Origin of the sequence: Agrococcus casei LMG 22410 (assembly GCF_900163565.1) — a bacterium.
Lineage (GTDB): Bacteria > Actinomycetota > Actinomycetes > Actinomycetales > Microbacteriaceae > Agrococcus > Agrococcus casei.
Genome location: NZ_FUHU01000026.1, coordinates 272,923 through 295,059 on the forward strand (window position 1 = coordinate 272,923; position 22,137 = coordinate 295,059).

19 protein-coding genes are annotated in these 22,137 nt (G+C 66.3%); 11 read left to right on the plus strand and 8 right to left on the minus strand.

What is annotated here, in order from left to right:
* Positions 1–36: 36 nt before the first annotated feature.
* The 10 genes from uvrA (at position 37) to CZ674_RS06310 (ending at position 11,097) form a co-directional block, all read left to right on the plus strand.
* The gene (gene uvrA, locus CZ674_RS06265; RefSeq protein ID WP_234988463.1) at positions 37–2,898 is read left to right on the plus strand and encodes an excinuclease ABC subunit UvrA; all 2,862 of its coding nucleotides are present in this window, start codon (positions 37–39) and stop codon (positions 2,896–2,898) included.
* The gene (gene uvrC / locus CZ674_RS06270; protein WP_086991663.1) at positions 2,898–4,826 is read left to right on the plus strand and encodes an excinuclease ABC subunit UvrC; all 1,929 of its coding nucleotides are present in this window, start codon (positions 2,898–2,900) and stop codon (positions 4,824–4,826) included. Before uvrA ends, uvrC begins: the two co-directional genes overlap by 1 nt.
* The gene (rapZ, locus tag CZ674_RS06275) at positions 4,823–5,686 is read left to right on the plus strand and encodes an RNase adapter RapZ (RefSeq protein WP_086991664.1); all 864 of its coding nucleotides are present in this window, start codon (positions 4,823–4,825) and stop codon (positions 5,684–5,686) included. Before uvrC ends, rapZ begins: the two co-directional genes overlap by 4 nt.
* Positions 5,687–5,695: 9 nt before the next feature.
* Positions 5,696–6,673, plus strand: coding sequence for a DNA-binding protein WhiA (gene whiA / locus CZ674_RS06280; RefSeq protein WP_086991665.1), 978 nt, complete (start codon positions 5,696–5,698; stop codon positions 6,671–6,673).
* A 54-nt stretch (positions 6,674–6,727) separates the two neighbouring features.
* A complete protein-coding gene (locus CZ674_RS06285) occupies positions 6,728–7,351 on the plus strand; it encodes a superoxide dismutase (protein WP_086991666.1) in 624 nt (207 codons plus the stop codon).
* An 87-nt stretch (positions 7,352–7,438) separates the two neighbouring features.
* Positions 7,439–8,452 (plus strand): type I glyceraldehyde-3-phosphate dehydrogenase, encoded by a 1,014-nt coding sequence (gene gap / locus CZ674_RS06290; protein WP_086991667.1) that lies wholly within the window; start codon positions 7,439–7,441, stop codon positions 8,450–8,452.
* Positions 8,453–8,454: 2 nt separating this feature from the next.
* Positions 8,455–9,666, plus strand: a complete 1,212-nt coding sequence (locus tag CZ674_RS06295; protein WP_086991668.1) for a phosphoglycerate kinase — start codon at positions 8,455–8,457, stop codon at positions 9,664–9,666.
* Positions 9,660–10,442: a triose-phosphate isomerase gene (gene tpiA / locus CZ674_RS06300; protein ID WP_086991669.1), complete on the plus strand. Its 783-nt coding sequence runs from the start codon at positions 9,660–9,662 to the stop codon at positions 10,440–10,442. The genes CZ674_RS06295 and tpiA overlap by 7 nt, the downstream gene beginning before the upstream one ends.
* Positions 10,443–10,494: 52 nt before the next feature.
* Positions 10,495–10,740 (plus strand): preprotein translocase subunit SecG, encoded by a 246-nt coding sequence (gene secG, locus CZ674_RS06305; RefSeq protein ID WP_086991670.1) that lies wholly within the window; start codon positions 10,495–10,497, stop codon positions 10,738–10,740.
* Entirely contained in the window at positions 10,741–11,097 is a 357-nt protein-coding gene (locus tag CZ674_RS06310; RefSeq protein ID WP_086991671.1) for an RNA polymerase-binding protein RbpA, read from the plus strand. It abuts the gene before it with no gap.
* Between the two features lie 19 nt (positions 11,098–11,116).
* On the opposite strand, the gene pgl is transcribed toward CZ674_RS06310, so the two are convergent.
* Genes pgl through tkt form a run of 6 tightly spaced genes read right to left on the minus strand, consistent with a single transcriptional unit; the run spans position 11,117 to position 19,158 of the window.
* Positions 11,117–11,830, minus strand: coding sequence for a 6-phosphogluconolactonase (gene pgl / locus CZ674_RS06315; RefSeq protein ID WP_086991672.1), 714 nt, complete (start codon positions 11,828–11,830; stop codon positions 11,117–11,119).
* The gene (locus CZ674_RS06320) at positions 11,827–12,777 is read right to left on the minus strand and encodes a glucose-6-phosphate dehydrogenase assembly protein OpcA (RefSeq protein ID WP_086991673.1); all 951 of its coding nucleotides are present in this window, start codon (positions 12,775–12,777) and stop codon (positions 11,827–11,829) included. Before CZ674_RS06320 ends, pgl begins: the two co-directional genes overlap by 4 nt.
* Positions 12,774–14,336 carry a glucose-6-phosphate dehydrogenase gene (zwf, locus tag CZ674_RS06325; RefSeq protein ID WP_234988464.1) on the minus strand — a complete coding sequence of 521 codons (1,563 nt, stop codon included), beginning with the start codon at positions 14,334–14,336 and terminating at the stop codon, positions 12,774–12,776. Before zwf ends, CZ674_RS06320 begins: the two co-directional genes overlap by 4 nt.
* Positions 14,333–15,937: a glucose-6-phosphate isomerase gene (locus tag CZ674_RS06330; protein WP_086991674.1), complete on the minus strand. Its 1,605-nt coding sequence runs from the start codon at positions 15,935–15,937 to the stop codon at positions 14,333–14,335. The genes zwf and CZ674_RS06330 overlap by 4 nt, the downstream gene beginning before the upstream one ends.
* Positions 15,934–17,055, minus strand: coding sequence for a transaldolase (gene tal, locus CZ674_RS06335; RefSeq protein WP_086991675.1), 1,122 nt, complete (start codon positions 17,053–17,055; stop codon positions 15,934–15,936). Before tal ends, CZ674_RS06330 begins: the two co-directional genes overlap by 4 nt.
* Entirely contained in the window at positions 17,056–19,158 is a 2,103-nt protein-coding gene (gene tkt / locus CZ674_RS06340; protein ID WP_086991676.1) for a transketolase, read from the minus strand.
* Positions 19,159–19,306: 148 nt separating this feature from the next.
* Between tkt and CZ674_RS06345 the strand changes: the two genes are divergently transcribed.
* Positions 19,307–20,221 carry a heme o synthase gene (locus CZ674_RS06345; protein WP_086991677.1) on the plus strand — a complete coding sequence of 305 codons (915 nt, stop codon included), beginning with the start codon at positions 19,307–19,309 and terminating at the stop codon, positions 20,219–20,221.
* 22 nt (positions 20,222–20,243) lie between these two features.
* On the opposite strand, the gene CZ674_RS06350 is transcribed toward CZ674_RS06345, so the two are convergent.
* Positions 20,244–21,197 carry a Ppx/GppA phosphatase family protein gene (locus CZ674_RS06350; RefSeq protein ID WP_086991678.1) on the minus strand — a complete coding sequence of 318 codons (954 nt, stop codon included), beginning with the start codon at positions 21,195–21,197 and terminating at the stop codon, positions 20,244–20,246.
* Complete coding sequence (locus CZ674_RS06355) at positions 21,194–22,057, minus strand: COX15/CtaA family protein (RefSeq protein WP_159456915.1); 864 nt, start codon at positions 22,055–22,057, stop codon at positions 21,194–21,196. The genes CZ674_RS06350 and CZ674_RS06355 overlap by 4 nt, the downstream gene beginning before the upstream one ends.
* Positions 22,058–22,137 lie beyond the last annotated feature (80 nt).

Consider the following 22,137-nt stretch of genomic DNA (forward strand, 5'->3'; position numbering starts at 1 on the left):
TCTCGCCATGTCAGACGCGAACCATAGACTGGAGCGGTGTCTTCAAAGTCAGTGCAGTCCCATCGCGACGCCCAGTTCCTCAAGGTCCAGGGTGCACGAGTCCACAACCTCAAGAACATCGATGTCGGCATCCCGAGAGACTCGCTCGTCGTGTTCACCGGGCTCTCCGGCTCAGGCAAGTCCTCGCTGGCGTTCGACACCATCTTCGCTGAGGGGCAGCGTCGCTACATCGAGTCGCTGTCGTCGTACGCGCGCCAGTTCCTCGGGCAGGTCGACCGCCCTGACGTCGACTTCATCGAGGGCCTGAGCCCCGCCGTCTCGATCGACCAGAAGTCGACCAACCGCAACCCGCGGTCGACCGTCGGCACGATCACCGAGATCTACGACTACATGCGACTGCTCTGGGCGCGCATCGGCATCCCGCACTGCGCGAAATGCGGTGCGCGCATCCAGCGCCAGACCGTGCAGCAGATCGCTGACACGCTCATGGAGCTCGAAGAGGGCACGCGCTATCAGCTGATCGCGCCTGTCGTGCAGCAGAAGAAGGGCACCTTCGCCGACACCATCCGCAACTACATCGGCATGGGATTCTCCCGCGCGGTCATCGATGGCGAAGTCGTGCGGCTCGAAGACGCACCCGAGCTCAAGAAGCAGGTCAAGCACGACATCTCGATCGTCGTCGACCGACTCGTCGCGGCACCCGACATCCTGACGCGCCTCACCGACTCGGTCGAGACCGCACTCGGCCTCTCCGACGGGCTGGTCACGGTCGACTATGTCGACTCCGACGACGAGCGCACCTTCAGCGAGCGGCTCGCGTGCCCCAACGGGCACCCCGTCACGCTCACCGAGATCGAGCCCCGCACGTTCTCGTTCAACGCCCCGTTCGGCTCGTGCCGCACCTGCGACGGCATCGGCACGAAGCTGCAGGCAGACCCCGACCTCGTGATCGGCGACGACGAGCTCTCGATTCGCGACGGCGTCATCCTGCCATGGACGCAGGGGGCCAAGGGCCTCTACAAGTACTTCGACCGACTGCTCTCCGGCGTCGCCCACGAGTACGGATTCGACCTCGACACCCCCTGGAAGGACTTCGACGAAGACACGCAGCGTCTCATCCTGCACGGAGCCGACGACAACGTCGTGGTGCAGTGGCGCAACCGCTGGGGCCGCAAGCTCAGCTACTCGTCGAGCTACGAGGGCGTGCTGCCCTACGTCGTGCGCAAGCACAGCGAAGCCGAGTCCGACTACGCTCGTCACCGCTACGGCGAGATGCTTCGCGAGATCCCGTGCCCCGCGTGCTCGGGCGCTCGCCTCAGCCCAGAGGTGCTCGCCGTCACCGTCAACGGCCATTCGATCTCCGCGGTGACCGACATGAGCCTCGCCGAGTCCAACGAGTTCATGCAGAGCCTCACGCTCACCGACCGCGAGGCTCACATCGCCCAGGCAGTACTGCGCGAGATCCGGTCGCGCCTCGAGTTCCTGCTCGAAGTCGGCCTCGCTTACCTGACGATGTCGCGCGCCGCCGGAACCCTCTCCGGCGGAGAGGCGCAGCGCATCCGCCTCGCTACCCAGATCGGGTCGGGGCTCACCGGCGTGCTCTACGTGCTCGACGAGCCGTCGATCGGCCTCCACCAGCGCGACAACAGGCGCCTCATCTCGACCCTCGAGTCCCTGCGAGACCTCGGCAACACGCTCGTGGTCGTCGAGCATGACGAAGACACGATCCGAGCATCCGACTGGGTCGTCGACGTCGGCCCGGGAGCAGGCGAGCACGGCGGTGAGATCGTCCATTCTGGCTCCTACGACGAGCTGCTCGAGAACACGCAGTCGGTCACGGGCGACTACCTCGCAGGGCGCCGCGTCATCGAGGTGCCCGCACAGCGCCGTGCGATTGACCGCGAGCGGATGATCTCCATTCAGGGCGCCAAGGCCAACAACCTGCAGAACATCGACGTCGAGATTCCACTCGGAGTGTTCGTCGCGGTCACGGGCGTCAGCGGCTCAGGCAAGTCGACGCTCATCAACGAGATCCTCTACAAGGTGCTGGCGAACACGCTCAACGGCGCGAAGCAGGTGCCGGCGAAGCACAAGCGCGTGACCGGCCTCGACCAGCTCGACAAGGTGGTGCACGTCGACCAGGCGCCCATCGGGCGCACGCCTCGGTCGAACCCCGCGACGTACACCGGCGTGTTCGACAAGATCCGCTCGCTGTTCGCCGAGACTCCCGAGGCCAAGACGCGCGGCTACCAGCCGGGCCGATTCTCGTTCAACGTCAAGGGCGGCCGCTGCGAGAACTGCCAGGGCGACGGCACCATCAAGATCGAGATGAACTTCCTGCCCGACGTCTACGTGCCGTGCGAGGTCTGCGGCGGATCGCGCTACAACCGCGACACGCTGTCGGTGCTCTACAAGGGCAAGTCGATCTCCGACGTGCTCACGATGTCGATAGAGGAGGCCACCGACTTCTTCGAGCCGATCCAGAGCATCCACCGCTACATGGCAACGCTGAACGACGTCGGCCTCGGCTATGTGCGGCTCGGACAGGCCGCGACGACGCTCTCGGGCGGCGAGGCCCAGCGCGTGAAGCTCGCCACTGAGCTGCAGCGCCGGTCGAAGGGTCGCAGCGTCTACGTGCTCGACGAGCCGACGACGGGCCTGCACTTCGAAGACGTCGCCAAGCTGCTCACCGTGCTCAACTCGCTGGTCGAGAAGGGCAACACGGTCATCACCATCGAGCACAACCTCGACGTGGTGAAGTCGGCCGACTACCTGATCGACCTCGGGCCCGAGGGCGGCAGCGGCGGCGGCAAGGTCATCGCAGTCGGAACACCCGAAGAGGTCGCAAAGGTCGGCGAGTCGTTCACAGGGCAGTTCCTGGCGGAGATGCTGCAGTAGTGTCCAAGACCGTTCCCTGGCGCCCGGCGACGGGCGACATCCCCAAGGATCCGGGCGTGTACCGGTTCCGGGACGAACGCGGTCGCGTCCTCTACGTCGGCAAGGCCAAGAGCCTGCGTCAGCGGCTGCAGAACTACTTCCAGCCGCTCGACAGTCTGCACGAGCGCACGAGGCGCATGGTGCTCAGCGCCGTCGACGTCGACTGGACGATCGTCAAGACCGAGTTCGAGGCGCTGCAGCTCGAATTCACTTGGATCAAGGAGTACGAGCCGCCGTTCAACGTGCAGTTCCGCGACGACAAGTCGTATCCGTACCTTGCGGTCACCATGGCAGAAGACGTGCCCCGCGTCAGCGTCACCCGCAATCGCAAGATGAAGGGGGCGCGGTACTTCGGCCCGTACACCAAGGTCTGGGCGATACGCGAGACGCTGGACGCACTCCTGAAGGCGTTCCCGATGCGCTCGTGCTCGGCATCCGTCTTCAACAAGGCCAGACGAGACAACCGGCCCTGCCTGCTCGGCGACATCGGCAAGTGCGCCGCTCCGTGCGTGGGCCGGGTGTCAGAAGACGAGCACAGGGCGATCGCCTCGCGCCTGGTCTCGTTCATGGCCGGCGGCGACCTCGACTTCGTCGAAGCGGTCCGAGCCGAGATGCTGGCTGCCAGCGACGAGCTGCAGTTCGAGCGAGCCGCACGTCTGCGCGACCAGCTGACGGCGCTCGAGACCGTGCTCTCGAAGACGTCGGTCGTGCTCGCCGATCGCGTCGACGCCGACGTGTTCGGGCTCATGCACGACGAGCTGCAGGCATCGCTGCACCTGTTCTCGGTCAGGGGCGGCCGCATCCGCGGAACGCGCAGCTGGGTCGTCGACACCGAGCTGGACCTGAGCGAGTCCGAGCTCGCGCTGCAGCTGCTGCGCATCGCGTACGACAACGATGCCGACCCCGATGTGCTGAGCGCACCTGCCCGCGAGGTGCTGATCCCTGTGCTGCCAGAGAGCGTGAGCGAGGTCGAGCACCTCCTGAGCGGGCTGCGCCGCAAGGCCGGGCTCACCGGGCGAGTCAGCATCCGAAAGGCGCAGCGAGGCGAGAAGAAGCAGCTCGCCGACTCAGCCACAGCCAACGCTGCACACGCGATGCAGCTGGCACGGACTAGCCGCTCGAGCGACTATGTCACCCGCACGCAGGCCCTGACCGACCTCCAAGACGCCCTCGGGCTCGACCAGGCGCCCCTGCGCATCGAGTGCTTCGACATCTCGCACCTGGGCGGAACCGACGTGGTGGCGTCGATGGTGGTCTTCGAAGACGGTCTGCCGCGCAAAGACCAGTACCGCAAGTTCTCGGTGCAGGGAACAACCGACGACACCGCCTCGATGCACCAGGTGCTCACTCGCCGGCTGCGGTACCTGCGCGACGGCGACCCCGAACAGAGCGAGAACAGCAGCAGATTCTCGTACCCTCCTCAGCTGCTCGTCGTCGACGGCGGACTGCCCCAGGTGAACGCAGCCGCCCGAGCAATGGCAGAGGCCTCGATCACGCCCATCCCGATCGCCGGCATCGCGAAGCGGCTCGAAGAGCTGTGGCTGCCCGGAGACGACTTTCCGGTCATCCTGCCCCGCAACAGCGAGGCGCTGTTCCTCATCCAGCGGCTGCGCGACGAAGCGCACCGGTTCGCGATCACCTATCAGCGGCAGAAGCGATCGAGCGCCATCGAGAGCGAGCTGGCTCGCATCGACGGACTCGGGCCCGGCCGCGTCAAGGCGCTGCTGAAGCACTTCGGCTCGGCAAAGCGCGTGCGCTCGGCGTCGGCCGACGAGATCGCAGAAGTCAAGGGCTTCGGGCCGGCTCTCGCTGCCACGGTCCATGCGTCACTCAGTCCGGCTAGCATGGAGGCCAGTGGAACCGCAGACGAACAGGACGCAGCCACGTGAATGAATCACGCGAAGTTCTCATCATCACCGGGCTCTCAGGGGCCGGGCGCACCACAGTGGGCAACGCCCTCGAAGACCTCGGCTACTACGTGGTCGACAACCTTCCTCCCGCGATGCTCAGGCAGCTGGTGCAGCTCGTGGGCGCAGCAGACACGCTGCCGAAGCTCGCGATCGTCGTCGATGTGCGCGGAGGCGTGCTGTTCGACGACGCGATGCGACTCATCAGCGTGCTCCGCGACGAGTACACGATCAAGCTGATCTTCCTCGAGGCGAGCGACGATGCGCTCGTCCGCCGATACGAGGCCGTGCGCCGCCCGCACCCGCTGCAGGGCGACGGCACGATCCTCGACGGCATCCGCACCGAGCGCGCACGGCTCAACCGGCTCCGCAACATGGCCGACCAGCTCATCGACACGAGCGAGTTCAACGTGCACCAGCTCACGACGCGGGTGCGCGATCACTACTCCGACTCCGGGCGCGCGGGCCTCAGCCTGACGATCATGTCGTTCGGCTTCAAGTACGGGCTGCCGGTCGATGCAGATCTCGTCGCAGACATGCGATTCCTTCCCAACCCGTTCTGGGTGCCAGAACTCCGCACCCACACTGGCAAAGACCAGGCTGTCAGCGAGTACGTCCTGTCGAGGGAGGGAGCAGACGAGTTCTTCGACCACTACACTCAAGCACTGCACCCAGTGCTCGCGGGATACCAGCGCGAGAACAAGCCCCACGCTCTGCTGGCCGTCGGATGCACGGGCGGCAAGCACAGGTCAGTCGCTTCTGCCGAGCGCCTGGGGGCACTGCTGGCAGACAGCCCCGGAGTCGCGATCAGAGTCACGCATCGCGACCTGGGACGAGAATAGGAGTCCTTCATGCCGTTGACCACAGACGTCAAGAACGAACTCGCGCGCATCCGTTCACCGCGACCCCAGACCCGTGCCGCAGAGGCGTCATCTATGCTCCGCTTCTCGGGCGGGCTGCACGTCATCCACGGCCGCGTCGCCGTCGAGTGCGAGCTCGACACCGCTGACGCCGCCCGCAAGCTCGGGCGCACGCTGCTCGAGCTCTACGGCGTCAAGGCCGACATTGCGATGATCGCAGGAGCCGGGCCGAAGTCCCAGCGCTCGTACCTCGTCCGAGTCGTCACCGGCGGAGAGGTGCTCGCGCGGCAGACAGGCCTGCTGGATGCCCGGCACCGACCCGTCCGCGGCCTCCCGAACCGACTCACGACAGGGTCCGTCGAAGACCTCGCCGGCGTCTGGCGAGGAGCCTTCCTCGTGCAGGGGAGCCTCACAGACCCCGGACGCTCTTCATCGCTTGAGGTGGTCTGCCCGACGAGCGAGGCCGGCATGGCTCTCGTCGGCGCAGCGAACCGCCTCGACGTCAGCGCCAAGTCGCGCGAAGTCCGCGGCCAGCACCGCGTCATCATCAGAGACAGCGAGCAGATCGCCAAGATGCTGACGGTCATGGGCGCCACCGAGACGGTCGACGCCTGGTCGCAGATGCGCCAGCGGCGCGAGGTGCGCGCCAACGCGAACCGGCTCGTCAACTTCGACGACGCCAACCTGCGCCGCTCTGCTCAGGCAGCCGTCACTGCATGCGCCCGCGTCGAGCGCGCACTCGAGATCCTCGGCGACGATGTTCCCGAGCACCTGATGTACGCCGGCCGCCTCAGGCTGTCCAACCGCGAGGCCAGTCTCGATGAGCTCGGACGCGTTGCAGATCCGCCCCTCACCAAGGACGCAGTCGCCGGCAGAATCCGTCGTCTGCTCGCAATGGCCGACAAGGCTGCAGAGGATCAGGGAATACCAGACACCGATGCCGCTGTTCCAGATGACATAGACGCCTAGTCCGGGACTAGGATGGCTAACGAAGTCAGACAACCTCGAAAGAGAAGGGAAACCATGGCTATCTACACACTTCCCGACCTTCCATACGACTACTCCGCCCTCGAGCCGCACATCTCCGGCAAGATTATGGAGCTGCACCACGACAAGCACCACAAGGCGTACGTCGACGGAGCCAACAAGGCGCTCGAGGGGCTTGCAGCCGCTCGCGATGCAGACGATTTCGGTGCGGTCAACAAGCTCGAGAAGGACCTCGCGTTCAACCTCGGCGGCCACACCAACCACACCGTGTTCTGGAACAACCTGTCGCCCGACGGCGGCGGAGCTCCTGAGGGCGAACTCGCCGCAGCCGTAGACGAGTTCTTCGGCGGCTTCGAGAAGTTCAAGTCGCACTTCACGCAGAACGCAACAGGCATCCAGGGATCCGGCTGGTCAGTGCTGGCCTGGGACTCCATCGGCGAGCGCCTGAACGTCTTCCAGCTGTTCGACCAGCAGTCAAATGTGCCGGTCGGAACGAACCCCATCCTCATGCTCGACATGTGGGAGCACGCCTTCTACCTCGACTACCTCAACGTCAAGGCTGAGTACGTCAAGGCGTTCTGGAACATCGTCAACTGGCAAGACGCCACAGCCCGCTTCGAAGCGGCTCGAACACAGACCGCGGGACTCATCACCCGCTAGTCACCTGTCAATGCAGACGGGGCCTGATCGCCTGAAAGCGCAGGCCCCGTTTGCCTTCACACAAACAAACTCCTGGAAGGAACTGCTGTGACTGCAAAAGTAGCCATCAACGGATTCGGTCGAATCGGACGCAACTACACGCGTGCGCTTCTCAAGTCAGGCGCAGATCTCGAGATCGTCGCCGTCAATGACCTCACCGACACTGCCACGCTCGCTCACCTGCTCGAGTACGACTCGGTCATGGGCCGAATCGACGCAGAGATCACACACGACGACAACACCCTCTCGATCGACGGCAAGTCGATCAAGGTGTTCTCAGAGAAGAACCCCGCAGACCTTCCCTGGGGTGAGCTCGGCATCGACATCGTCATCGAGTCGACCGGCATCTTCAACGACGCTGAGAAGGCACAGGCCCACATCGACGCCGGCGCGCGCAAGGTCGTCCTCTCAGCTCCCGGCAAGGGCGGCGTTCCCATGTTCGTCATGGGCGTCAACAACGAGGAGTACGACCCCGAGACGCAACATGTGCTCTCGAACGCGTCGTGCACGACCAACTGCCTCGCACCCATCGTCAAGGTCTTCCACGAGAACTTCGGCATCGAGTCCGGCCTCATGGTCACCGTGCACGCGTACACGGCAGACCAGCGCCTCCAGGACGCACCGCACAGCGACCTCCGCCGTGCCCGCGCCGCTGCGCTCTCGATCATCCCCACGTCGACCGGAGCAGCCTCTGCAATCGGCAAGGTCTACCCCGAACTCGACGGCAAGCTCGACGGCTACGCGCTGCGCGTGCCCGTTCCGACTGGCTCGCTGACCGACCTCACCATCACTGCATCGCGCAGCGACCTCACGGTCGAAGAGGTCAACGCGGCCTTCAAGAAGGCAGCCGGCGAGGCTCCGCTCAAGGGCATCATGGAGTACACCGAGGCCCCCCTCGTCTCGGCCGACATCGTCGGCGACGACCAGTCGTCGATCTTCGACTCGGGCCTCACCAAGGTGCAGGGCAACCAGGTCAAGATCGCCGCCTGGTACGACAACGAGTGGGGCTACTCGATGCGCCTGGTCGACTTCTCCGCATTCGTCGCAGGAAAGCTCGCGTAAGCATGGTGCTGCGCACGCTCGACAGCTTCGGCGACCTGCACGGCAAGACCGTGCTGGCTCGCTTCGACTTCAACGTGCCGCTCGACGGCGAGAGGATCACCGACGAGGGCCGCATCACTGCGGCTCTGCCGACCCTCGAGCGTCTCGTCTCGGCTGGCGCCAAAGTGGTGGCGATGTCGCACCTGGGCCGCCCGAAGGGCGTGCCCGAGGCACGGTTCTCACTCGCACCGGTCGCTGCCCGCCTCGGCGAGCTCGTCTCGGCTCCCGTGAGGCTCGCCGGCGACACTGTCGGTCCCGAAGCCGCGGAAGCGCGGAGTGCGCAGCAGCCAGGCGAGGTGATCCTGCTCGAGAACCTCCGGTTCGACCCGCGAGAGACCAGCAAGGTGGACTCCGAGCGAGTCGAGTTCGCCAAGCAGCTCGCCGAAGGCGCCGACGTGTTCCTCTCTGACGGATTCGGAGTCGTGCACCGCAAGCAGGCGAGCGTCTTCGACGTGGCCGACCTGCTGCCCAGCGCAGCCGGCCCGATCGTGCAGAACGAAGTCGAAGTGCTGTCGCAGCTCACCGAATCGCCCGCGTCGCCCTACACGGTGATCCTCGGCGGCTCGAAGGTCAGCGACAAGCTCGGCGTCATCGAGCATCTGCTGCCTCGCGTCAGCGCACTGCTGATCGGCGGCGGCATGGCCTTCACCTTCCTCAAGGCCCAGGGCCACGAGGTCGGCTCCAGCCTGCTCGAAGAAGACCAGCTCGACACGGTGCGCGGCTACCTCGCTGAGGCCGAGCGCCTGGGCGTGCAGCTCGTGCTGCCGACCGACATCGTGATGGCCGCGTCGTTCTCAGCCGATACAGACCACGTGGTCGCACCCGCCGACAGCCTCGAAGGCACGTCGCTGGGCGCATCCGCGCTGGGCCTCGACATCGGGCCCGAGAGCGCAGAGACCTTCGCGAAGCACATCGCTGACTCGAAGACGGTGTTCTGGAACGGCCCCATGGGCGTGTTCGAGATGCCCGCATTCGCCGGCGGCACCAAGCGCGTCGCCGAGGCCCTTGCGCAGTCTGACGCGTTCACCGTCGTCGGTGGCGGCGACTCGGCTGCCGCGGTGCGCACCCTCGGCTTCGCCGACGACGACTTCTCTCACATCTCAACTGGCGGCGGCGCGAGCCTCGAGCTCCTCGAGGGCAAGCGCCTGCCCGGACTGGAGGCACTCGGATGGTAGACAGAACTCCGCTCATCGCGGGCAACTGGAAGCTGCAGCAGGATCACCTGCAGGCGATCGCCTTCGTGCAAAAGCTGTCGTGGACGCTGCAGGATGCAGATCACGACTTCGACAGCGTCGAGGTCGCCGTGTTCCCTCCGTTCACCGATCTTCGCAGCGTGCAGACCCTGGTCGACGCTGAGAAGTTCCGGGTGCGCTACGGATCCCAAGACGTCTCCGAGCACGACTCGGGCGCGTACACGGGCGAAGTCTCGGGCGCGTTCCTGGCCAAGCTCGGCTCGTCATACGCCATCGTCGGACACTCCGAACGACGCCAGTACCACGCAGAGTCCGACGCCATCGTCGGCCGCAAGGCCGCTGCGGCAGTGCGCCACGGGGTCGTTCCCGTCATCTGCGTCGGCGAGACTGCCGACGACCTCGAGCAGCACGGAGCAGCCGCTGTTCCCGTGCAGCAGCTGCGCGATGTGCTCAGCGAGCTGCCGACAGGCGAGTTCGTCGTGGCATACGAGCCCGTCTGGGCGATCGGCTCCGGAAAGGCCGCAACGCCCGAGCAGGCAGAGCAGGTCTGTGCCGCGCTGCGCGAAGTCATCGCCGAGGCACGCGACCAGGAGACCGCAGACGCAACTCGCATCCTCTACGGTGGCAGCGTGAAAAGCGGCAACATCGCCGGGTTCATGCGCGAGCCGAACATCGATGGGGCACTCGTCGGCGGCGCAAGCCTCGATGCCGCCGAATTCGCCGCGATCGCGCGTTTCAAGTCGCACGTCGGGGTCTGACTGACCGTTTGATAGACTGAACGCTGGTCTTAACGTTGAAAGGCGTGTATCTGTGGAAATTCTCCAGGTGATCCTGCAGGTGGTGCTCGGCATCACCTCGATCGCACTCACACTGCTCATCCTCTTGCACAAAGGGCGTGGCGGTGGCCTTTCCGACATGTTCGGCGGCGGCATGACAAGCCAGATCGGCTCGTCAGGCGTCGCAGAGCGCAACCTCAACAGGTACACGCTCTACACGGCCCTCATCTGGGTCGCATCCATCGTGGGACTCGGTCTCATCACGAAGTTTGGGGGCTGAATGGCATCCGGAGGAAGTGCAATCCGCGGCTCGCGCGTCGGCGCGGGCCCCATGGGCGAACAGGACCGCGGCTACCACGCCGAGCGTCGCACGGTCTCGTACTGGGATGCCCTCGGCAACGAGATCGTCCGATACTTCGCGGCTGATCTGCCCGACGAAGAGCTGCCCGAGACGGTCGACTCGCCGACCACCGGTCTGCCCGCAGGTCGCGACAAGGCCAACCCGCCCTCGGTCTCGAAGGCCGAGCCGTACAAGACGCACCTGGCTTACGTGAAAGAGCGCCGCACGCCCGAAGAGTCCGAGCAGCTGCTCGAAGAGGCTCTGCAGAAGCTGCGTGCGCGTCGCGGTCAGGCCTGATCCGACGACACGCTGAACTTCACAGCTGAGACGCTGCTGCTTCGTCCGCGAACAGCAGCGTCTCTTGCGTTCCGCTCACGCTTCCGCCCGGAACCGGCTGGGTTCCCGGCCGCTGCATGACAGCGGCCACTGCATCCGCCTTGTCTGCTCCTGCTGCGGCGATCCAGATGCGCTCTGACGCGTTGATCGTCTCGAGCGTCATCGACAGTCGCTCGGGCGGCGGCTTGGGGGAGTCCGTGACCGCCATGACGCCGGGGCCCTCGGCCGATGCGGCCGGGTGACCGGGAAAGAGCGATGCGACGTGTCCGTCGGGGCCGAGCCCGAGAAAGGTGAGCGCGAAGGGCGTCGCCTCTTCAAGCTCGTTCGCTGCGGCTGTGGCGCCCTGTTCGAGAGAGAGTCCTTCATCGGATGCGGGGAGCGCGTTGATGCGACTCTCGTCGACGCCCAGCACGTCCAGCAGTGCCTCACGGGCCTGCTTCTCATTGCGGTCGTCGCTGTCGGCAGCCACGAACCGCTCATCGCCCCACCACCAGTGGATGCGCGCGAGGTCGATCTTCGACGTCTGCGGGTGCAAGGCGATCGCGGCGAGGACGCCGATGCCCACGGTTCCTCCGGTCAGGCACACGTCGACTCGCTCGCGGGCCGCTGTGAGCTCGGCCAGCAGCGAGACAGCACGATCGCTGACATGCTCGATCACGGCGTCGCGGTCGGCGAGGATCTCGGTCGCGGTCATGCGAACTCCTTCTGCGTTCTCGCGTACTCCTCGAGCACTTCGCGATACATGTCATCGGCATCGAGCCTGCGCAGCTCTTCGTTCAGCTGGTCGCGCAGCCCTCGACGAGACAGCGCAACCCTGTGATCGGGCTGCCCCGTCTGCTGCATGAGGCCCGTGGACTCTTCGATGCGCGTGATACTGTTCTCGCCGCCCTCACGATGCAGCACGATCTGCGAGAGGCCGCTCGAACCAACGGGCAGGTCGTCTGCCGGCTCGCTGAGCTCGACATCGACGTGCAGGCGGGCTCTGAGCCAAGCGGCCATCAGCTGCACGCTGGGGCTCGCTGTGTCGCCTCTGACGACTGCCGAGGTCACGGGCTGGAACGGCGGCTGGTCGAGCATTGCCGCCAGATGCGCGCGCCAGTTGGTCAGGCGCGTCCAGCTGAGGTCGGTGTCGCCGGGTCTGTACGCGTCGGCAAGGCGAGTGATCGCCTCGCAGCCCTCACGCTGAGCTGCGGCGTCGGTGATGCGCCTGTGCGCGATCTGGCCGAGCTGAGCGTGCCCGGGGTCAGACGGCATGAAGGTCGGCCACCAGGCGACGATGGGCGCATCCGGCAGCAGCAGGCCCTGCACGATGCCCTCGAGCTGAGATCCGATCTCGCCGTAGCAGCGCAGCACCACGACCTCGCTCGCGCCGGCGTCGCCGCCGACGCGGATCTCGGCATCGAGCCTCGCGTCTTCCTCTGCCCGCACGTCGTCTTTGTTGCGGCTCACGACGACGACGCGCATCGGATGCTCGCGGCTGGCCTCGTTGGCCGCCGCGATGGCCTCTTCTTCAACGCCCAGCTGCGTGTGGATGAGCAGCGTCAGCACTCGGCCGAGCGCAACTGCGCCGCCCTCGTCGCGGATCTCATCGAGCAGCTTGGCGACCTTGCTCGTCGTCGTGTTCGTGAGTTCACGTCTCATGGCCTTCTCCAGTGTCGACCGTCGCGGGCGAGCAGCTCGTCGGCGCTCTTCGGCCCCCACGATCCCGGCTCGTACTGTTCGGGCGCCTCGTCGAGGCTGGCCCAGTGCTCCTCGACTGGATCGAGGATCTTCCACGAGAGCTCGACCTCGCGCTGCCGCGGGAACAGGGGAGGATCGCCGAGCAGCACATCCAGGATGAGGCGCTCGTAGGCCTCAGGGCTCTCTTCTGTGAAGGCGTGTCCGTAGCCGAAGTCCATGGTCACGTCGCGCACGTTCATTGCGGGTCCGGGAACCTTCGAGCCGAAGCGGATCGAGATGCCCTCGTTGGGCTGCACCCTGATGACCAGCGCGTTCTCGCCCATCGCCGACGTCGAACTCGAGTCGAAGAGGTACTGCGAGGCGCGCTTGAACACGACCGCGATCTCGGTGACTCGGCGCCCGAGGCGCTTGCCGGTTCGCAGGTAGAACGGCACACCGGCCCAGCGCCGTGTGTTGACGAACAGCTTGAGTGCGGCATACGTCTCGGTGTGCGACTCGGGGTTCATGCCCTCTTCGTCGACGAAGCCCGTGACCTTCTCGCCGCCCTGCCAGCCGCTGTCGTACTGGCCGCGTGCGACGCCGGTCGAGATGTCGTCTGGCAGACGAGTCGCCTGCAGCACCTTCTCCTTCTCGTTGCGAAGGTCATCCGCGTCGAACGAGACGGGCTCTTCCATCGCGGTGAGGGCGAACAGCTGCAGCAGGTGGTTCTGAATCACGTCGCGTGCGGCGCCGACGCCGTCGTAGTAGCCGGCTCGGCCGCCCACGCCGATGTCCTCGGCCATCGTGATCTGCACGTGATCGATGTAGTTGGCGTTCCAGATCGGCTCCCACAGGCTGTTGGCGAAGCGCATCGCCAGGATGTTCTGCACCGTCTCCTTGCCCAGGTAGTGATCGATTCTGAACACGGAGTCGGCCGGGAACACGCTCTCGACAGTGTCGTTGAGCTCGCGAGCCGAATCGAGGTCGTGCCCGAACGGCTTCTCGATCACGACTCGGCGCCACTGGTTCTCACCGGGCACCGCGAGCCCCGAGCGCTTCAGCTGCGACGTCACGGTCTGGAATGACTTGGGCGGGATCGAGAGGTAGAACGCGTGGTTGCCCATCGTTCCCCGCTCGCTGTCGAGCTGGTCGATCGTCTCAGCGAGTCGGTCGAACGCGGCGTCGTCGTCGAAGTCGCCCTGCACGAACCGGATGCCGACGCGAAGGTGCTCCCAGACCGGCTCGCGGAACGGCGTGCGGGCGTGCTGCTCGACGCTTTCGCGCACGAACTCGGCGAACTCGTCGTCGCTCCAGTCACGACGGCCGAAGCCGGTGAGCGCGAAGCCGGGAGGCAGCAGGCCGCGGTTGGCCAGGTCGTAGACGGCGGGGAGCAGTTTCTTGCGAGCCAGGTCTCCGGTCACGCCGAACAGCACCAGCCCGTTCGGACCGGGGATGCGCGTCAGGCGCGAGTCGCGCCCGGAGCGAAGCGGGTTCGATCCGGGCGCGATCACAGCCTGCTCGGCTGCCTCAGCAGGAGTCACGACTGTCGCTGCTCGATTGCCGCAACAAGCGTCGCGAGACCGGCAGCGGGGTCGGTGAGCGTCAAGGAGAGCACCGGACGGCTGTGCTCGGCGAGCACCGCCGCGTCTCCTGCTGCCTGCGCACCGATGAGCTGGCCGAATGTGAACGGACGGTCGGGAATCGCGAGGTCTTCCTCAGGCTTCGACAGCAGCTGCAAGAAGACGCCGTTCGGCACGCCGCCCTTGTGGTACTGACCGGTCGAGTGCAGGAAGCGGGGTCCCCAGCCGAACGTCACGGGGCGACCGACGCGAGTGGCGAGCATGTCGCGGAGCTGCTCGAACTCGGGGTCTCCGATGCGGTCGAGGTAGGCGTGCACTGCCACGTAGCCCTGGTCGTCGAGGTTCGACAGCAGGCCGTCGACGGCGTCGGCGATCGAAGCGCCGGCGTCGAATCCGCCCAGCGCGCGCACTTCGATGCCGCCATCAGTGAACAGGGGAGCGGAGGGCTCCTGGATGGCATCGAGCAGACCGCGAGCCGCCGCCTTGGCCGACTCGACGTCGGGCTGGTCGAACGGGTTGATGCCGAGCATCCGCCCTGCGACAGCGACCGCGAACTCCCACACCATGAACTGCCAGCCGAGGGTTCCGACGACCTCGACCTCGCCGTCTGCGACCTCATCGAGGTCACGGGGCGAGCCGACCAGTCGGATGACCTGCAGGTCGCTCAGGCTCTCTGAGAGCTCGGGGGAGTCAGGCTGGAGTGCGAGCGGCAGCAGCCCCTTGCCCGCCTTGCCGGTCGACTCTGCTATCAGCTGCTCGGCCCAGTCGCCGAAGCCGACGATGTGGGTGCCGTCGGGCACAATGCCGATCTTGTCGCGCAGCGGGCGGGTGCCTGCCAGCGCAGCAGCGAGGCGGAGGCCCGGGTTGCGTGCGTCGTCCTCCCTGAGTGCCTGCGACGCGGCAAGGGCCTCGTTGACGAGATCGCGCACGTCGACGCCCGCGAGTCCGCTCGGCACGATGCCGAATGCAGTGAGCGCCGAGTAGCGTCCGCCGACATTCGGGTCTGCGTTGAACACGCGGTACCCGGCGGCACGGGCCGCCTCGTCCAGCGGGCTGCCCGGATCGGTGACGACGACGATGCGGTCGGCGGGGTCGATGCCGGCCTCGCGGAAGGCAGCTTCGAAGGCACGCTTCTGGGAGTCGGTCTCGAGGGTCGAGCCGGACTTCGACGAGACCACGAGGGCCGTCTGCTCGATGCCGTCGCGCAGCGCGCGCAGCACCTGACCGGGCTCGGTCGAGTCGAGCACCGTGAGCTCGACGCCGTATGTGGCCGTGATCACCTCGGGCGCCAGCGAAGAGCCGCCCATTCCGGCCAGCGCGATGCGGGTCACACCCTGTTCGCGGAGTCGGTCGCGAAGCGCGATGACATCGTCGATGATCGACCAGGTGACAGCAGGGGCCTCAGTCCAGCCGAGGCGCTTGCCCGACTCCTCTTCGGCCTCGGCGCCCCACAGGGTCGCGTCCTGCGCCATGATCCGGCCGGCCACGTCATCGGACACGAGCTGGGGAACGATCCGTTCGATCGCCTCGGCCGCATGGCCTGTCGCTGCGATGTTGATCACTGGGAGTCCTTCTCTCCGGCGGCGTCGAGCTGCTTCTGCACAGTCTCGACGAGCTCGGTCCACGAGACCTCGAACTTGTCGACGCCTTCGCGCTCGAGCAGCTCGGTGACCTCGACGTAGTCGATGCCCTCAGCGGCAATCGCGTCGAGCACCTTCTCGGCGTCTTCGTACGTGCCGGTGACGGTGTCGCCGGTGACCTCGCCGTGGTCACTGACAGCTTCGAGCGTCTTCTCGGGCATCGTGTTCACGACGTTCGCTGCCACGAGCTCTGTGACGTACATGGTGTCGGGGAAGTCGGGGTTCTTGACGCCCGTGGATGCCCAGAGCGGACGCTGCGCACTGGCTCCGGCTTCGAGCAGCTGCTGAGCGCGCTCGCTGGCGAACTCCTCCTCGAAGACGCGGTAGGCGAGACGCGCGTTCGCAACAGCGGTCTTGCCGATGAGCGCACTGGCCTCCTCCGTGCCGAGCTTTGCCAGGCGACCGTCGACTTCGGAGTCGACGCGTGAGACGAAGAACGATGCGACCGAGTGGATCTTCGAGAGGTCGTGACCGGCCTCCTTGGCGCGCTCCAGGCCCGTCAGGTAGGCGTTGATCACGTCGCGGTAGCGAGCGAGCGAGAAGATCAGCGTCACGTTGACGCTGATGCCGAGCGCCGTGACGTCTGCAATCGCCTGCAGGCCCGCCTGGGTCGCGGGGATCTTGATCAGCACGTTCTCACGGGCGACGCGCTCGTGCAGACGCTGTGCCTCCGTGACCGTCGCAGCCGCGTCGTTCGCGAGCAGCGGGCTGACCTCGATCGAGACGCGTCCGTCGACGCCGCCCGTCGAGCGGTAGATGCCGGCGAAGACGTCGCACGCTGTAGCGACGTCTGCCGTCGTCAGCGCTTCGATGGTCTCGTCCACGTCTGCACCGGCCTGCTTGAGCTTCTCCACGTCAGCCGCGTAGCGGTCGCCGTCAGCGAGTGCAGAGGCGAAGATCGTCGGGTTCGTGGTGACGCCCACGATGTCGCGAGTCTCGATGATCTCGGCGAGATTGCCGGTCTCGAGCCGATCGCGTGACAGGTCGTCAAGCCAGATGCTGACGCCTGCGGTGCTGAGTGCCTTGGTGTTCTCTGACATCTACTTCTCCTCACTGGCAGCGATGGACTCGCGTGCCGCGGCCACGACCGTGTCGGTCGTGATTCCGAACTGCTCGTACAGGGTCTTGTAATCAGCGCTTGCGCCGAAGTGATCGAGGCCGACGGTGCGGCCGGCGTCGCCGACGAGGCCCTTCCACAGCCCAGTCGAACCGGCCTCCACAGACACTCGAGCTCGCACTGCCTTCGGCAGCACGCTCTCGCGGTATGCGTCGTCCTGCTCGTCGAACCATTCGAGTGACGGAGCCGAGACGACACGCGCCTGCACGCCCTCAGCGGCCAGCTGCTCGCGTGCCTCGACTGCGAGCTGCACCTCCGAGCCCGTTGCGATCAGGATGACGTCGGGCGCGCCGTCGGAGTCGACGAGCACGTATGCGCCCTTCGCCGTGGCCGATGCATCGGCGAACTCGGTCGACGTCGCAGCTCCGACGCCTCGCTCGAAGGTCGGCACTCCCTGGCGCGTCAGCGAGATGCCGACCGGGGCGTCGCGGCGCTCGAGGATCGTCTTCCATGCCCATGCGGTCTCGTTGGCGTCAGCCGGACGAACCACCTCGAAGCCCGGAATCAGTCGCAGCGTCGAGAGCTGCTCGACGGGCTGGTGCGTTGGGCCGTCTTCGCCGAGTCCGATGGAGTCGTGCGTCCAGACGTGAATCGGATGCGCGCCCATCAGGGCAGCGAGGCGAAGTGCCGGTCGCTGGTAGTCGCTGAAGATCAGGAACGTGCCGCCGTACGCACGGGTCTTGCCGTGCAGCGAGATTCCGTTCAGGATGCTCGCCATGGCGTGCTCGCGGATGCCGAAGTGCATCGTGCGTCCCGAGAACGAGGCGTTCGGCCATGAGTCGGTAGCCCTCGACGCGGGTGCGAACGAGCCGAATTCCTCGAGCGTCGTGTTGTTCGAGCCGGCGAGGTCGGCTGATCCGCCCCAGAGCTCTGGCAGCAGCGGCGCCAGAGCCGCCAGCACCTTGCCCGATGCCGCGCGGGTCGCGACGTCCTTGCCTGCCTCGAATGCGGGAAGCGCATCCGCGATTCCGTCAGGAAGCTCGCCTGCCTCGAGGCGATCGAAGATCCGCTTGGACTCTGGGTTCGCCGCTGCCCAGTCGTCGAACTGCGACTGCCATGCCTTGCGAGCCTCTGCGCCGCGCTCTGCGGCCTGCGACCGCGTGTGCTCGATGACCTCGTCATCGACGGCGAAGTGCTGCTCGGGGTCGAAGCCGAGTGCTGTCTTGAGCCCCGCGAGCTCTTCGGCTCCGAGCTTGGAGCCGTGGATGCCGCCGGTGTCCTGCTTCGTCGGCGACGGCCATCCGATGATGGTGTCGAGCTCGATGAAGCTGGGCTTGTCGGTGACCTGCTGCGCTGCGAGGATCGCCTCGTGGAGGGCCTCGAGGTCTTCTGTGTAGCCGCCCTCCGAACGCCACTGCACCTTCTGCACGTGCCAGCCGTAGGACTCGTAGCGAGCGGCGGTGTCTTCGCTCAGTGCGATCGCCGTGTCGTCTTCGATCGAGATCTGGTTCGAGTCGTAGATGACGATGAGCCGGCCGAGCTCGTGGGTGCCGGCGAGCGACGAGGCCTCGCTCGTGACGCCCTCCTGGATGTCGCCGTCGGAGGCGATGACGTATGTGAAGTGATCGAAGGGGCCGCCCTCGGCAGCGCCCTTGTCGAACAGCTCCTGCTCGAAGCGTTGAGCGTAGGCGAAGCCGACTGCAGAAGCGAGCCCCTGGCCGAGCGGGCCGGTCGTCATCTCGATGCCGGCAGTGTGGCCGTACTCGGGGTGACCGGGGGTCTTGGAGCCCCATGCGCGCAGCTGCTGCAGGTCTTCGAGCTCGAGCTCGGTTCCTTCGAGGTAGAGCTGCACGTACTGCGTCAGCGAGGTGTGCCCGGGGGAGAGGATGAAGCGGTCACGACCGCTCCACTCGGGATTGCTCGGATCGCGGCGCATAATCTTCTGGAACAGCAGATATGCGACCGGGGCCAGGCTGATCGCTGTTCCCGGGTGACCGCTGCCGATCTTCTCAACCGCGTCGGCCGCCAGCACGCGAGCGGTGTCCACCGCGCGCTGATCGAGATCCGTCCAAGACAATGTCGACACTCGACACTCCTCCCGTGTTCGTTCAGCGCTCGCCATGCAGCGGCGCGTGCTTCCACTCTAGCCGGGCTGCACGGGTGTGACGGCGCAGAATTCGCACCCGCTTTCGAGCCCGAGCGGCTCGCGCCGGGGAGGGGTAGAATAGGCGGTGATGTCAACCCTCACTTCTGCCCCTGAACGCAGCGCTCTGCGCGGAAAGGCTTCTGCCTACCTCGCGCTGATGAAGCCTCGCATCATCGAGCTGCTGCTGGTGACGGCTCTGCCGACCATGGTGCTCGCAGCCGGCGGCCTTCCGCCGCTCGTGCCGGTGATCGCGACGCTCGTCGGCGGATTCCTGAGCGCAGGGGCGGCCAACACGTTCAACATGATCCTCGACCGCGACATCGACCGCGTCATGAAGCGCACGCAGGGCCGGCCGCTCGTCACGGGCGCCGTGTCTGTCGCCGAGGCGCACGTGTTCGCCTGGATCCTCACCGTGGTCTCGACAGCGGTGCTCTGGGTGTTCGCGAACTGGGTCGCGGCGATGTTCTCGGTCATGGCGATCGCGTTCTACGCCATCGTCTACACGATGCTGCTGAAGCGTCGCACCGAGCAGAACATCGTCTGGGGCGGCATCGCAGGATGCTTCCCCGTCGTCATCGGCTGGAGTGCTGTCACCGGCGGAGTCGACTGGCCCGCCTGGATCCTCTTCACCCTCGTGTTCCTCTGGACGCCCGCCCACTACTGGCCGCTCTCGATGAAGTACCGGGCCGACTACTCAGCTGCCGGCGTCCCGATGCTGGCTGTCGTTCGCGGCAAGCGCATCGTCGGGATCCAGGTCATCCTCTACGCGTGGGCCTCGGTCGCATGCACGCTGCTGCTGATCCCGGTCGCCGGAATGGGGCTCCTCTACTGTGCCGTCGCAATCGGAGCAGGGCTGTGGTTCGTCGTCGAATCGCACCTGCTCTACGGACGGGCGCTGGGCGGCGCAAGCGACATCAAGGCGATGCGCGTCTTCCACGCCTCGAACCTGTACCTGACGCTGATCTTCGTGGCAGTGGGCATCGACCCGCTGCTCCCGATCTGAGACGCTTCGACGCGCTGAGGGCCTAAGCGCCGGTCAGCGGCTCGCCACGGCGGTCGACCAGCAGGTCGAGCGTGGTCAGCAGCCGGCCCTCGCGCAACGCCCACGGCGACACGTCGAGCTGGTCGACCTTGAATGCCCGCATGGTCTCAGAGAGAACAATCGCGCCGCCGACGATCTGAAAGGTGCGGTCCTCGGTGATGCCGGGCAGCTGCGTTCGGCTCTTCGCATCCATCTTGGCGATGCGCGGAGCCCAGTCGTCGAGCTGCTCCCGCAGCAGCACCGTGCGCTCAGCATCGCCGACGCCGGGCTGCAGGTTGCCGGCAAGCCGTGCGAGCGAGCGGATGGTCTTCGACGAGCCGACGACATGATCGGGCCGCCCTGCCGAGCGGATTCGGCCCACAACCTCGCCGATCGACTCGCGTGCCGCCATCCGCAGCGCCCTGATCTCTGACTCGGAAGGCGGGTCTGACGTGAAGAACTGCCGTGTGGCGCGACCTGCTCCGAACGGCAGCGACAGTGCGACGTCAGGAAACTCGTCGCTTCCGGACGCCAGCTCGAGCGAGCCGCCGCCGATGTCGATCAGCATGAGGTGACCTGCGCTCCAGCCGAACCAGCGGCGGACCGCCAGGAACGTGAGCCTGGCCTCGTCGTCGCCCGAGAGGATGTCGAGCTTGACGCCGGCCTTGCGCTCGATGCGCTCCACGACCTTGCGGCCGTTCGAGGCCTCGCGGATGGCGCTAGTGGCCATCACCAGGAAGTCGTCGAGCTCGTCCGGCTTCGCGATCTCGATGCACTCGTCAATCGCTTCGATGAGGGCGTCCTGGCCCTCCTTCGTGATGGCGTCGTCTTCTATGTACCGCATGAGCCGCAGCACCTTCTTGTGCGAGCGCTCCGGCTTTGGCCGACCGCCGGGCTTTGCGTCGACGATGAGCAGGTGCACGGTGTTCGACCCGATGTCGAGCACGCCGAGCCTCATACGGAGACCTCGGCCTTGCCTCGCAGTGACAGCACCGTCGCGGTCATGGCGGCAGCTGCGAAGACGCTGCCCATCATGTGCGCGGCCACGAGCGGCACGGGCAGTCCGGTGTTGGCCTGTATGAGGCCGATCACCATCTGGAACAGCGAAGCGGCCAGGAGCCCGAGGACGCTGAAGAGATGGATGCGCGGCCCCTTCCGGACTGCGACGACGAGCAGTGCCAGCGTCACCAGCAGCAGCGCGTAGCTCGGCCACGCGTGGAAGTGCTGCAGAAGTTCAGGGTTGAGGCCGTTGCGGACGGCCCCTCCGTCGCCCGCGTGGGGGCCGGCGCCGGTCGTCAGGGTTCCCATGACGATGACGATCGCGAAGAGCGCTGTCGCACCGTGGGTGAGCACGAACTGGGGCGCCGTGGCGACCTTGGGGCCGCGCGGACCGCGGAACACGCGCCACACGAGCATGGTGGACAGCGCAACGAGCACGACGCTCAGCATGAAGTGAATGCCGACGGTGTCGGGACGCAGCTCGAGCCAGACGACGACGGCTCCGATGATGCCCTGGGCTGCCGAGAGGAAGAACACGAGCGCAGCGAGCGTGAGGATCTCGCGGCCGCCTGCCGACTTGGCTTTGCGAATCGCCAGCACGAGCATCCAGATCGAGATGCCGATCACGACCGCACCCAGGAGCCTGTTCGCGTACTCGATGAAGCCGTGGATTCCGTGCTCCGGAACGGGGAAGAACGAGTCGGGCGTGCAGTGCGGCCAATCGGTGCATCCGAGGCCGCTTTCGGTGAGTCGAACGAGCCCTCCGGTCAGCACGATCAGAATCTGGCTGGCCAGCGTTGCGACGCTGACTGCTCTCAAGGTTCGCGATTGGCGAACTTCCGACACGATGGACCTCGTTTCAATGGGCATGCGGCGTTCCAGACGCTAGGCTGTAGGGA

Bases quoted from the DNA above. Each gene is read 5' to 3' on its own strand.
- whiA (WP_086991665.1), top strand. From the start codon at position 5,696: ATGCCGTTGACCACAGACGTCAAGAACGAACTCGCGCGCATCCGTTCA.
- CZ674_RS06285 (WP_086991666.1), top strand. From the start codon at position 6,728: ATGGCTATCTACACACTTCCCGACCTTCCATACGACTACTCCGCCCTC.
- CZ674_RS06295 (WP_086991668.1), top strand. From the start codon at position 8,455: ATGGTGCTGCGCACGCTCGACAGCTTCGGCGACCTGCACGGCAAGACC.
- tpiA (WP_086991669.1), top strand. From the start codon at position 9,660: ATGGTAGACAGAACTCCGCTCATCGCGGGCAACTGGAAGCTGCAGCAG.
- CZ674_RS06310 (WP_086991671.1), top strand. From the start codon at position 10,741: ATGGCATCCGGAGGAAGTGCAATCCGCGGCTCGCGCGTCGGCGCGGGC.
- pgl (WP_086991672.1), bottom strand. From the start codon at position 11,830: ATGACCGCGACCGAGATCCTCGCCGACCGCGACGCCGTGATCGAGCAT.
- CZ674_RS06320 (WP_086991673.1), bottom strand. From the start codon at position 12,777: ATGAGACGTGAACTCACGAACACGACGACGAGCAAGGTCGCCAAGCTG.
- tal (WP_086991675.1), bottom strand. From the start codon at position 17,055: ATGTCAGAGAACACCAAGGCACTCAGCACCGCAGGCGTCAGCATCTGG.
- CZ674_RS06345 (WP_086991677.1), top strand. From the start codon at position 19,307: ATGTCAACCCTCACTTCTGCCCCTGAACGCAGCGCTCTGCGCGGAAAG.
- CZ674_RS06350 (WP_086991678.1), bottom strand. From the start codon at position 21,197: ATGAGGCTCGGCGTGCTCGACATCGGGTCGAACACCGTGCACCTGCTC.